Source organism: Streptantibioticus parmotrematis, assembly GCF_019890615.1.
In the GTDB taxonomy this organism is placed as follows: domain Bacteria; phylum Actinomycetota; class Actinomycetes; order Streptomycetales; family Streptomycetaceae; genus Streptantibioticus_D; species Streptantibioticus_D parmotrematis.
This window is the reverse complement of sequence record NZ_JAINVZ010000004.1, coordinates 19,293-32,262: the sequence shown is the minus strand read 5'-3', so window position 1 is coordinate 32,262 and position 12,970 is coordinate 19,293. Positions and strand designations below refer to the sequence as shown.

7 protein-coding genes are annotated in these 12,970 nt (G+C 67.3%); 4 read left to right on the top strand and 3 right to left on the bottom strand.

Annotated features, from left to right (window positions below; translation table 11 throughout):
- The first annotated feature begins 852 nt into the window (after nt 1–852).
- The 3 genes from K7472_RS07450 (at nt 853) to K7472_RS07440 (ending at nt 7,684) form a co-directional block, all read left to right on the top strand.
- Entirely contained in the window at nt 853–1,134 is a 282-nt protein-coding gene (locus K7472_RS07450; RefSeq protein ID WP_222975348.1) for a hypothetical protein, read from the top strand.
- Between the two features lie 830 nt (nt 1,135–1,964).
- Nucleotides 1,965–6,026: a golvesin C-terminal-like domain-containing protein gene (locus K7472_RS07445; RefSeq protein WP_222975346.1), complete on the top strand. Its 4,062-nt coding sequence runs from the start codon at nt 1,965–1,967 to the stop codon at nt 6,024–6,026.
- A gap of 710 nt (nt 6,027–6,736) precedes the next feature.
- The gene (locus K7472_RS07440; RefSeq protein WP_222975344.1) at nt 6,737–7,684 is read left to right on the top strand and encodes an epimerase; all 948 of its coding nucleotides are present in this window, start codon (nt 6,737–6,739) and stop codon (nt 7,682–7,684) included.
- Between the two features lie 145 nt (nt 7,685–7,829).
- Here the strand turns inward: K7472_RS07440 and K7472_RS07435 are convergent, their stop codons facing one another.
- Together K7472_RS07435 and K7472_RS07430 are read right to left on the bottom strand one after the other, a co-directional pair.
- Nucleotides 7,830–10,394, bottom strand: a complete 2,565-nt coding sequence (locus K7472_RS07435; RefSeq protein WP_252395266.1) for a transglycosylase domain-containing protein — start codon at nt 10,392–10,394, stop codon at nt 7,830–7,832.
- Between the two features lie 388 nt (nt 10,395–10,782).
- Nucleotides 10,783–11,289, bottom strand: a complete 507-nt coding sequence (locus K7472_RS07430; RefSeq protein ID WP_222975342.1) for a CGNR zinc finger domain-containing protein — start codon at nt 11,287–11,289, stop codon at nt 10,783–10,785.
- 135 nt (nt 11,290–11,424) lie between these two features.
- Here K7472_RS07430 and K7472_RS07425 point away from each other — a divergent pair, with 135 nt between their 5' ends.
- Entirely contained in the window at nt 11,425–11,808 is a 384-nt protein-coding gene (locus K7472_RS07425) for a VOC family protein (RefSeq protein WP_222975340.1), read from the top strand.
- Nucleotides 11,809–11,877: 69 nt separating this feature from the next.
- On the opposite strand, the gene K7472_RS07420 is transcribed toward K7472_RS07425, so the two are convergent.
- Nucleotides 11,878–12,915, bottom strand: coding sequence for an NAD-dependent epimerase/dehydratase family protein (locus tag K7472_RS07420; protein WP_222975338.1), 1,038 nt, complete (start codon nt 12,913–12,915; stop codon nt 11,878–11,880).
- Nucleotides 12,916–12,970: the final 55 nt, after the last annotated feature.

The following is a 12,970-nucleotide window of genomic DNA, read 5'->3' as shown; positions in this document are numbered from 1 at the left end:
CGGGAAGGGCTCCGGCGCGTTCGTCCGGAACTCCGATTCCTTTCGACCGAACCGGGGTCAGGACTGTCCAGCCCCGCCCCTCCAGCGGCGTTTTAGGGAGAGCGACTTGCACCCGGGTACCGGCATGGAGGCCGACGCCGCTCAAGCCATCCACCCGAAGAGTCACGACAGCCCACAAGCCGATCATGGTCACCACGATGGTTACGGCGACCATTTGCGGGATCGGACCGAGGGCGGGTGCTCTTGCTGAGCCTCGGCGCCTTGCAGACCTGAGTGAAATGGGCCGAGGATGACGAGGGTTGTGGGAGGGCAGTACATCATGTCGCCACTCGGATCGCCGAGCTGACACGGGGACTGAAGGGCTGCGGCCGGGCGGACACCATTCTGAAGTCAGCCTCGGCTCTCTTCGCGGCGTACCTGGTCCGCGCACCGCGTCGAAGGCCTCTACATCAACCAGAGGAGTTCGGCATCCAGCTGGTCTGCGAACTCTTCCAAGGCGTCAGCGCCGAGATCGCGCAGAGCGCCTACTACGCCGAAGTCGGCCGACTCCCTTCGCCTGCAGCTTGCGCAATCAGCATCGCACCGAGGAGATACATGTGATCCATGTTCGGCAACTACGGTGTCCACAGGGTCAGGGAGGTCAACGCAGCGTTGCCAGGCACGGGCCGCCACACCGTGCCCGATGCACTGTGGAGCCCTCGGCTTTGACGGCGTCAGCGGAGCCGGGGCCCACCCCGAGAACCGGATGCCCTGTCGACGTGGTCAAACGTGAACTCAGTGCCCGGGCCAAGCCAGTTGTGGGTGGCGGACACCTATATCCGCACATTCTTCAGCCTAGTGTACGCAGCGTACATGATCGACGCGTTCTTCCGTCTGGTCGTCGACTGCCAGGGACGCACCAGCCTCTGCATCGACCTCGTTCTCGATGCCCTGGATGCGCCGTATGGCGACGCCGGCGCGATGTCCCGGAGTCTGCCGGACCGCTCCACCACTCCGTCGCTGTGCGCGGTACCGACCCACCTCTACACTGAATATCTCCTTGACGAGGCCGCCGCGCATCAGTCGGCTCCCGCGACGACTCGTACGACAACGCCCTCGCCGAAGAGTGCGAGAGCCTGCTCAAGGCCGACCTGATCCGGTGCATGGGCCCATGCACCACATCGAGATCGCCCCTTGCCGGGTGCGTCGACTGGTTCAGCCGGTGACCACCGCAGGGCCACATCGGACATGCCTCGCCCATCGAGTGCGAAACCAGCCATGCCGTAACGGCCACTCAGAAGTCTTCCTGAAATCCAGCTCATGAACTGTCCGAAACCCGGGCTGACGTCGTTGCCCTGCAATGAGAACCCGTCGCGCGGCGGCTTCAGGATCAATGCCCCAGAAAACCGTCCGGCCGGAATCTACTTAGTCTCCGGCCGGCCCTCTTTCGTTGCTTGCCATGTCCATTACTGATGGAATAAGGTCACCCTGCGCTGCCTGACGCTCTGACCAAGTGCAGGCGATTCGCGCTCCATGGGGGAATCGAGCTTGCGCTGAGCCATCGTTGCAAAAAATCACCGTGCGTGCCATGAGGCCGTCCGAGTGCTGTGAGGCCGTCAAATCGAGGTCAGGCCCGTCGAAACGGCTGGCTTTCAACTGCCTTCGCGGGCGCCGGGACGGCGGTCACCACCTGTCGTTGTTTCTCTGGCTGTCCACGGTGCGATTCGCCTCATGGGTGATCACAGATGCCTCCGGCTGATGCCGGGCAACGGGAGAACAGGAAGACAGTTTTGTCTCTCAGACGAGACAGGTGGTGGAGACATACGTCCGCTGCCTGTGCCGCGATACTGGCAGCGGGGCTGCTGACGGCCCCCGCTGCCAGTGCCACACCCCCCCTCGGACTACCTCACGCTACTACTCCGCAGTCCTCGACGGCACCGGACCATCTCACCGACCCCGGCAAGGAACTCACGAGGGGCTGGACGGTGTCAGCCGACCGGGCCGTCACCCTTGCGCCGGACATCGACGGGGTGCACGTTCTCGCCGCCGACAGCAGCAAGGCGTACAAGTGGCACACCGTCACCACGCTGTCGGAACCGGGTTTCGCCAGCGACTTGTGGACGGGGAACTACTGCTTGCCCGACCGCTCGCACGCGGTCGTCGTCTACGCCCCGCGGCAGTTCGCCGACAACCAGGAACTGATGGAGCGTGGCGCTTTCGCCGCAGTCGTCGACCTCGACACCGGCACCGTGAAGAAGCTCGCCGTCAACGCCTCTCTGGCGTACTTCGATCCATCGTGCGACACAAGGACGCACACCGCGGCGATTACGCAGATCAAGGGTGACCAGACCCGGCTGGCGACGATCGACGCGAGCGGGAAAACTCTCTCGACCATCACTGCGAATGGCGAGATCACTTCCGCGACACCAGCCGGGGGCGGAATCGTCGGAGCCTTCGGCAACAAGGTGGTGCGTATCGATCGCAGTGGCAGGAGCAGCGCAATCGCCACCGCCACCGGGACCCCTTACAGCATCCGCGAGGACGCGTCCGGCGGCATCGACTTCCTCGACCAGACGAAGACGACCCAGGAGGCCAGGCGGGTGGCGAGCAACGCCACCGTGACGCTGGCCACCGGCGCCATCGGGCAGATCGGCCTCGCCGACGGTGTGGGCGGTCAGGTCTTCCTCCTCGGCAACCCCAAGCGCACTGCCGCGCTCCCCACGGCGGTCAAACGCCTCAAGGCGGCGCCAGAGTCGAATGTTTCCACCGACGGTGCCCTGGCCGTCAACGCGGCCATATCGCCCGCTTTGCGCACGCATGCACAGAACCCCCTGGCCGACATCGGTGACCCCGCCACCGCCAACGGGCGGGTGCAGATCCAAGCGACCCTGACCAGCAGCGGGAAGGCGGTCGGCTTCTCTGCGGACGCGTCGCCCGACCACCAGCTCGACACCGTGCAGGGCGCCGCACTCTCGCCATCCCTGCCCGCTTCCCCGGCACCATCGAAGAGGGGAAGCCCGCGGGCGGCCAAGACGGAACTGTCGGCCACCGCTGCCTCTGACGCCAACTCGACTGTAGACGCGGACCGTTACTGTTCCATCACACGCAACGACCCGAACACCATGGCCCTGCAGCCCACCCCCAACCAGGTGGAATGGGCGGTTGACATGGCTGTACGAGGGGACCTGACCTCCAACTGGATCCAGCAGAGCGGCTGGCGTGCCGCTGAGGGACTCGGCACCGTCAACCCTCAGGGCATGTTCCCTCTGCCGAAGCTCAATGGCGGCGGAAACATTCCCTCTCAGGTGCTGCTGGGCATCCTGACACAGGAATCGAACCTGTGGCAGGCCACGTCTCACGCCGAGCCAGGCGAACTCGGTAACCCGCTGATCGGCAACTTCTACGGCACCAATATCTACCCCGGCACCGCCGGGTATGATCCGGATGCCATCTGGAAGATCGATTGGGATAAATCCGACTGCGGCTACGGCATCGGACAGGTCACCGACGGTATGCGTATGGCGGGCCACACCAAGGCGGGTGAAACGGCACTCGCCCCCGATCAGCAGCGGGCCCTGGCTCTTGACTACACGGTCAACATCGCGTACGCGGCGCAGCTTCTCGCCGAGAAATGGAACGAGCTGCACAGCTCCACCGTTTCACTGAAGATCAACAACGATGACCCGTCGAAGATCGAGAACTGGTTCGCCGCCGCCTGGGACTACAACAGCGGCTTCAACCCTCCCGGCGCCGCGAGCAACTGGGGACTCGGCTGGTACAACAACCCTGCCAACCCCTTGTACCCGGCGAGCCGTCACCCCTTCCTCGACGGCAACACCTACTCCGACGCCGCCCACCCGCAAGACTGGCCGTACGAAGAGAAGGTGATGGGCTGGGCGGCCTGGCCGATCGACACCGGCCGCTCTTATGACGACAACGGCAACGAGCAGCAGAAGGGCGACCCCGGCTTCAACTCCGCCGGATACGCCGCCGCGTGGTGGACCACTGACGCCCAGCGCAGCGCGATCAAGCCTCCGCTGAACACCTTCTGCGACTCGAGTAACGCCTGCGATATCAGCAGCCCACCAACCTGCGAGACCGGTCACTCCGGCGATCCCTCCTGTGACACCCCCCACTGGTGGAACAAGTCGGCCACCTGGAAACCGGATTGCGCTTCGTCGTGCGGCAACGCGAGTATCCGCTATGTGACCTTGCGCATGGAACCCAGTAGCGCCGACCCGTCTCCACCCCCATGCGATACCAGCGGACTGTCCAGCGGGAGTGTCGTCATCGACGACGTCCCCACGGGTACTGCGACGCCGCGCTGCCCGATGAACACGTTCAAGTCTCAAGGGAGCTTTGCCTTCACCTTCCCCCAGGACTCCGACGGCCACTATGAGGCGCGTGAGGATCTCCAGCAGATCGGTGGCGGCTTCGACGGTCACTACTGGTTCTCGCACGGGCGACAGGACGGCAACTGGGGCAACCTGCTCGAGACCACGGGCACCTGGACCCCGAACAGTCTCCCCGCGCACCTGTACCAGATCCGGGCGTACATGCCGTACCTGGGCGAAAAGACGAAGACGGCTGCTTACAAGATCACCACGGCTGACGGCACGGTCTACACCCGAACCGTCGACCAGAGCAGCGTCACCGGCGGTTGGATCACGGTCGGCTACTTCAACCTTTCCTCTAACGCCAAGGTGCAGCTGACCAACATCACAACCGATCCGACCTCGGGAGACACCACCGTCGCCTACGACGCCCTGGCGCTCACCCCGGTCACCGGCACCTGGCAGCACCACACCTTCACCGCGGCGGCGATCTTCCCCAGCGACATCAACCTCGACACCGACCTCTCGTCACTGCCGAGCTGGGCAGTCAACACCCCGCTCAGGGGCCGGCAGGCGCTGTACGACTGGGCCAACTCACTGAGCTCCACGCTGGCAGCCACCCCCTTGTGCGCTGGCGGAACCACCGGGTCGAACTGCATCAGCAGCGACATGTCCACGGCCATGAAAAAGTGGAGCTCCGACGTCGAGACGGCCGGGACCAATCCGAACAACAGCCCCTCCGAGGCCGACTGGATGGGCTTCTCGATCGCCACACCGCCGAAGACCATTACGGCGCACACGTTCGACGACGATCACAGTTACAAGATCAAGACTGTGATCGACACTTCGTGGGTCTCCGCGTCCGACGGCACGGTGGTCCCGGGGACGGAGCATGCCGAGTACACGGCCCGCTCCGGCACCACAACGCTCCCCACGTTCGTCACCGCGTTCATGAATGCTACGGAAAACGATTACGCGGGCCTTGGCGTGACCGTTCCAGACCTGGCTTTCAGTGCCACGAACGCCAACACGTACGGGCACAGCGAATTTGTGAACCAGCCGGTTGAGACGGGGTTCACCCCCGGTGAGGAGTACGCCCCCAAGGAAAGTCCGGCGTCGATTGACTCGACCGGTAAATGCGTGGACACGAAGATAATTTCCGGTGGTGTCATCGGGTATCGCATGCTCGATGCCCAGTCATCCACTGATAAGAACGTAGCTGCGTGGAAGAACAACCTGAGCTCGCTGGCCTCGGCAGGAAAGATCCCGCAAGCGGTGGCCACAGCGGCCGGGGACATCTATAGTATGTTCTTCCGGGCCGTCGGAATTGATAACGGTTCCCTGTTCAATATCGCTCCGCCTATCTGGCAGAACGTGAGCATGGCATTCTGTGGCGATGGCAGCGTGCACAACACGCAATCGGCGCCCGACACCGACGACAACCCAGAATACGGAATCGTCTACGCCAGCCACATGCCGGATGAGTACCTCTACCTCGACAACCGGCTGGTCGATGAAAACGGGAAGGCGACGGACGGACCGGTCCAAAAGGGCGACTATGCTAACTTCACCGAGGGCGGCTATGGTCTGTGTCAGTCAGCCGGACGTGGCAACGGCGGCAACCCGTGGGCCATCACGATGGACAGTTCGGCAGGCGTGAATCCCGACAACGCGGCCTTCTGTGACGCGTACCCGCCGCCGCCCGTGTCCTAGCGCCACATCGCGAAACGGGGTGGGGCCGCCGTGCGGCCCCACCTTCGGCCATCCACTCCGCTCCGAGGAAGACGGGTCCAGGCGTGCGAGCATCCCCAGGCGGCAAGCCGCGTGTTGCGGTCCTCACGGCAGCGAACGTGAGTGCTCTCTTCGCCATTCTCAGCACGTGGATCAGCACCTACTCCGGCCTGCCGGGCATTGGTATAGCGGGAGGGCTCTGTGTGATTCCCGCTGTCTACGCATGGAAAGCCAATCGTCGTACTGCCCGAAATGTCCAGCTGCGTCCCGGTACGCGCGCCGGAGTATTGCTGGCTACAGTCGCTGCGACCTGGACACTTCCGTTCCCCATTGCCGGGTTCGTTATGATCTTCAGCTTCTATCCTGTATTCATCGCGCTTGGGCTGGCAATGGTGATGATTGTTGGAACTATTTCCGCTCTCGCAATCATGGGGGTATCGGTTAGTAGGCAGGGCGGCGTGCTCGGCGTAGCCCTGGTGGGAACTGGCGCGGCAGCCGGCATTGCGTGCCTGTGCCTGCTCCCCGGGGCCCGAAGCACTGCGGCCACCTCGATCACCTCTTTTGCGGCCCTCCTCACGGCAGTCTCCACCGTGGCCGCAGTGTGCATCTGGATTGATCACCGCGCAAGCCTCCGCTGTCGCGGAAGTAAAACATCCCAGTGATAAAGTATTTGCTGCACTCGAGGTGCCATAATGAAGGTAGTGCTCCCGGGTGGCACCGGACAGGTGGGCCGGATTTTGAACCGCGCACTTACCGCCGCCGGTCACCGTGTCGTCGTCCTGTCCAGAAACCCGATCGACAGCACTCAGATCCGTTGGGACGGCCGAACGCTGGGGCCCTGGACAGAAGTGATCGATGGCAGCGATGCCGTGATCAATCTCGCCGGACGTAGCGTCAGCTGCCGCTACACTTCTGCCAACCTGCAGGCCATGATGGACTCACGTGTCGACTCCGCCAGCGTCGTGGGGCGCGCCATCGCTGCTGCCGACCAGCCTCCACGGGTATGGCTGCAGATGAGCACTGCCACGATCTACGCCCATTGCTTCGATGCACCCAACGACGAAGCGACCGGGATGTTGGGCGGAAGAGAGCCGGGAGTCCCGGACTACTGGGCCTATAGCGTCGAGATCGCCAAGAACTGGGAACGAGAACAAGAACAGACCCACACCCCCCACACACGCAAGGTGGCCCTGCGTTCCGCGATGGTGATGAGCCCCGACCGGGCCGGGGTCTTCGACTACCTGCTGTGGCTCACCCGACTCGGGCTCGGCGGACCCGTCGCTGGCGGAGCCCAATTCATCTCCTGGATCCACGACCACGACTTCACGCGCGCGGTCCAGTTCCTCCTCGACAACGACGGTCTCACCGGGCCCGTGAACCTCGCTGCGCCGGGCCCCCTGCCGCAGCGCACCTTCATGCGTGACCTACGAACCGCCTGGGGTATTCCCATAGGCTTGCCGGCAACGCGCTCGATGGCCGAGCTCGGCGCCTTCGTCTTGCGATCCGATACCGAACTTCTGATGAAGAGCCGCCGAGTCGTGCCAGGCCGCCTGCTTGAGGCCGGGTTCACGTTCGACTACCCACAGTGGCCCCAGGCTGCCGACGACCTCGTAGGGCGCGTCCGGCAGCGGCGGAGCTGAGAGGTCCCTCTCCAATCGGACGGGGACTGACCGCCCAGTTCACGCGACGCCCCGCAACTTCACCTGTCAGCCGAGGGCGTGGACTCTCACAAACCCCGGCCCCCGATCCGTCGTTCGGATCGGGGGCCGGGGCCCGCTCGCGGCGTCAGTCGGTGCCGCCTCCGGCTCCGGGGCCGTTGCCCTTGCCGCCTCCCGCGCCGCCGCCCGGGGACTGCGACCCGGACGGGGTCGGGCCTCCGCCGCCGTCCTGGCCGCCCAGGATGCCCCAGCCGCCGTTGTCACCACCGGGGGTGTGTGACGGCGGCGGGCTGCTGCAACCGCCGGGTCGCTGGCTGCACGGGGTCGTGGACGGCGAGGGGTTGCTGTGGCTCGGGTTCGGGGTGTCCGACGGCGTGTTGCTCGGGGTGATCGAGGTGCTCGGCGTCGGCAGCGGGGCGCCGTTCTCGTCGGAGCCCTTGGGCAGTTGGGCCGCCGGCGGGAAGTTCACCACCGGCTGTCCGTCCAGCGCCGCGCCCATGTAGTCCGTCCACACCTGCGTCGGCATGTCCGCACCGAACACCTTGCTGTAGCCGCCCACGCCCTCCATCGACAGCAGCGTGCCGCTGGTCGGGTTCTCCTTGAACATCGCGATCGACGTCGACAGCTGCGGCGTGTAGCCGATGAACCAGGCCGACTTGTAGTCGTCCGTCGTACCGGTCTTGCCCGCCGCCGGGCGCCCGATCGCCTTCGCGTTGGTGCCCGTGCCGTACTTCACCACGTCCTGCAGGACGTCGCTGACGTTGCTCGCGGTCGACGCGGGCATCGCCTGCGTGCCCGCCGGAGGCGTGAAGCCCGGCAGCGGCTGCCCGGCCGAGGTCACCGACGTCACCGAGTACGGCTCGTGGTGCATGCCGTTGTCGTCGAACGTGGCGTACGCGTCCGCCATGCGGATCGGCGACGGCGTCGAGGTGCCGATGTAGAAGCCCGCCGTGTCGTACTGGAGGCTGGAGCGCAGCAGGCCCGCCGCCAGCGCCTCGTTCTCGACGTTGTTGTACCCGGTGTACTCGCCCAGCTGCACGTAGGGGGTGTTGACGGACTGCTCCATCGCCTCCCGCAACGTGATGTAACCCCACGCCTTGTCCACGTCGTTGTGCTGGTGCAGCATGCCGGTCGGGTCGGTGCCGTCCTGGATGTACTGGCCCTGCTGGTTCTTGATCTCGATGCCGTCGTTGCCCAGGAACTTGCTGTCCGGGCTGATCGGCGAGGGCGCCGCGCCCGGTGAGAGCACCGCGCCGTGGTCGATGGCCGCCGCCAGGTCGAACGGCTTGAACGTCGAACCGACCGGCACACCCGTGCTGTTGGCGTTGTCGACGTAGTACCCCTTGTCGTACCCCGCGCCGCCGTAGATCGCCTCGATCGCGCCGGTGGTGGGATCGACCGAGGCCGCGCCCACCTGGACGTCCTTGTCGGCGGAACGGGCCTTGGGGTTGAGGTTCTTCTTCTCCATCGCGGCGACCGCGGCGCTCAGTTCGTTGACCTTCTTCTTGTCGAAGGTCGTGCGGATCGTGTAGCCGCCCTGGTTGAACTGCTGGTCGGTGATGTGGGCGTGCTGCTCCACGTAACTCTCGGCCAGCTGCACCAGGTAACCGACCTGCCCGCTCATGCCGTTGGCCACCGGCGCGGGCTTCGGCGTCGGGAACCCGGCTGCCAGGATCTGCTGTTCCTCGGAGGGCGAGATCTTGCCGATCGCCTGCATCCGCTGGATCACGTACTTCCAGCGGGCCGTCGCCGCGGCCTTCGCGGCCGGGTCGGAGTCCGCGTTCATCATCACGCTGGGCTCGTTGACCGTGGCGGTCAGGAACGCGCCCTGGCTCACGGTGAGCTTCGAGACGTCCTCGCGGTAGTACGCCTGCGCCGCGGCCTGGATGCCGTAGGCGCCGCGACCGTAGTAGTTGGAGTTCAGATAGCCCTGGAGGATGTCGTCCTTCGTCAGCTTGTGGCTGACGCCGATCTTCAGGGAGATCATGATCTCCTTGAGCTTGCGGGTCGCCGTCTGGTTCTGGTTCAGGTACGCGTTCTTCACGAACTGCTGGGTGATCGTCGAGCCGGACTGCACGTCGCCGCCCTTGGCCATGTCGACGATCGCGCGCGCCATGCCCTTCATGTCCACACCGGAGTCGGTGTAGAACGTGGAGTTCTCGGCCGCGAGGAAGTCCCACTGCACTTTCTGCGGCACCCGCGACAGATCCACGTTCTGCCGGTTGACCTGGCCGACGCTCGCCATCTGCGAGGTGTCCGACCACTCGAAGATGTTGTTCTGCAACTGCGTGCTCGGGTTCACCGGCGGGATGGTCACCATCACGTAGGCGATACCGAACGCGCCCAGCAGGCAGCCGAAGAACGTGACCGTCATGCCGAGCATCTGCTTCCACGAGGGCACCCAGCGCCGGAAGCCCTGCTTGCCCCAGCGCGGATAGTCGATGAAACGCTTCTTGCCCGGCGGCGTCCGGCCCGGACCGGTCGCCCCGCCGTTGCCGCCGCCACCGCCCGCCTTGCGGCGCCCACCGCGCCGGCTGGCGGCCTGCGCGGCCTTGCGCATCTCCGCGCGGGTCGGCCTCGGGCCTTCCGCTCCCATGCTGCTGCGCCCGTCACCCGCGTACCCGCCGTGGCGTCCGCCCTCGGGGCCGCGCGGGTCGTTGCCGCGGGGGGCGTTTCTGCGGCGCTCACTCATGTTCTGTACTACCTTCGGTCGAGCGGGAAGCCCCGGCCGTGTTCACCCTGAACACCAGCGCGGACTCCCGGCTGTCTCGTACGCGACGTCGACTCGTCACCGGGGGCGTGCTCAGGAAGGCCCGCTACGGGCCTGCTCGATGCGCTGCTGCGGTGGCGGCATGTCGGTCTCCCTCCGGGTCTTCGCAGAGGGACTCTAGCCCCGCATGCTGTACGCGGTCCGTGCGCCCCTTGCTCGCTCCGCCCCGCCGAACGTCCGGAACCTACCCGAACCCGCGTCCGGCGTGGGAGCGAACGAGCAGCTACCACCCATACATCACGGACCGTACGAAAACGCGCATACATGGCTGAACTGGCCTGCGGTACGGGCGGGTTCGCGGTGCGGGCGCTCAACTCGCCGCGCCGCGGCGGTCGCGGTACGCGCGCATCTTCGCCCGGCTGCCGCAGACCGCCATCGAGCACCAGCGGCGACGCCCCGCCGGACTGCGGTCGTAGTAAGCCCACCGGCAGTCCGCCGCCTCGCACGCCTTCAGGCGCGTCCAGGACCCGCCGCAGGACGCGATCGCGGCGGCGACCCGGCCGGTGAGCGACGCGGGGTCCGCCGGGCGCAGCGACGCCGAACCGTCGGCCGGGTCCACGACGACCACCAGCGGTGCCCCGGCCAGCAGCGGGCCCAGCCGGTCGCCGTCCGCCTCACGGTGTCCCGCGTGGGCGAGCAGCGTGCCGCGCAGCGCCTCCCGCAGCTCGCGCGCCGCGGGCGCGTCACGTTCCGCCAGGCCGAACGGCTCGCGGCCCTCCGCGGTGTCCAGGGCGTCGGTGCCCTCCTCGATGTCGAGGGTGTTCACCAGCGCCTCGACGAACGCGAGGTCTCCGGGGGCGGCCGCCGGGTCATTCATGGTTGCGACGTTACCTCCTATGGGCCAGCATGGAGTAACAGTTACCGGTTACGGGCAAATGGCGGTAACCCGGAGCCTGGAGCCCGGAGCCGTGTCAGCCGTACCAGCCGTGTCAGCCGCACCAAGGGAGGACTCATGAGCGACGACGTGAGCACCGAACGGCCCCTCGCCACCCTGGGATCGGTCGTGCTGGACTGCCCCGACCCCCTCGCGCTCGCCGGCTTCTACGCGGCCGTGCTGGGCGGCACGGTCAAGGCCGAGGAGGACTGGGTGGACGTCCTGGTGCCCGGCGCGACGACCTTGGCGTTCCAGGCCGCGCCGGGCTGGGTCGCGCCGGCCTGGCCCAGCGCCGAGGCGTCCCAGCAGTTCCACCTCGACCTGACCGTCGACGACCTCGACGCCGCCGAACGGCGCGTGCTCGACCTCGGGGCCGAGCCGCTCGACCGCGGCGACGGCACCCGCACCTACCGCGTCTACGCGGACCCCGCGGGCCATCCCTTCTGCCTCTGCGCCTGCTGAACGGGGGCCGTGGAGGCACACATGGGTGTCCGCGGGTGCAGACCTCGGCGCGGGCGGGGCGCGCGGGCCTCAGGCGCGGCGCAGCGCCTCGGCGTACCACCGCGCGTGCGGCGCGAGGACCTGCGGGAACGCGGGGCCGGGGGCGCAGCCGGTGTCCCGCCACAGCGGCTCGCTGTCGAACCAGTGGTCCACCGCGACCATGTCCAGGTGGTGCGCGCCCCCGCCGCGCGCCCGGAGCCGTTCCAGCGCTCGCGCGTACGGCAAGTCGGTCGTCGGCCACTCCTGGCCGGCCACCGCCACCACCTCGCGCAGCAACGCGTCCACGGTGACCGGCTCGGGGTGGTTGGCGTAGTAGACGCGGGACGTCAGGCGTTCGGCCGGTGCGGTGGCGACGGCGAGCAGGGCGCGGGCCAGGTCCCCGGCCTCGACCAGCGACAGCCGCGCCTGCCAGCCGTCCACGGTGGCGCCGAGCGCGCGGGAGAGCGTCGCCAGGCCCGGCACGACCCAGCGGTCGCCGGTGCCGAGCACCAGGTGCGGGCGCAGCACGAAGCCGCCCGCGTCCAGTACCGCCCGCTCCGCCTCGGCCCGGCTGCGGGAGGTGGGGGACTGCGGTGCGTACGGCAGGTCGCCGGGGCGGGCGGCGCGGAAGGGGCCGCGGCCGTGGACGGAAGCGGTGCTGAGGTAGACGACGCGGGCGACGTCCGCCCGCGCGGCCTCGGCCAGCAGGGCGCGGGTCCCCTCGGCGTTGACCGCCTCGCACTCCTCGGCGGTGCCGCCGACCAGGGAGGCGCAGTGGATCAGCACGTCGGTGCCGTCGCACAGCCCGCGCAACGACCCGGGGTCGGTGAGGTCGCCGCGCACGACCGCGTGGTCGCCGGAGGCGGCGGTTGCGGTGGGGTGGGCGGTCACGGGCGCGCGGTGGGCCAGCAGGCGCAGGCGGCGCGGTGCGCCGGCTGCGGCGAGCCGGGCGACGTGGCGGCCGATGAAGCCGCCCGCTCCGGTGACGGTGATCGCGACGTCGTCGAGGTCGAGGTCGTGGTCGGGGGAGGCCTGCCGGATGCCGTGCTGGGCGGCGTCCGCGGTGCCGCCGGTGGTCCTGCCGGGCATGGGTCCCCGTTCTGATGAGCGTGCGAGTGTGCCGGTCGGTCCTGTCCCGTGGACC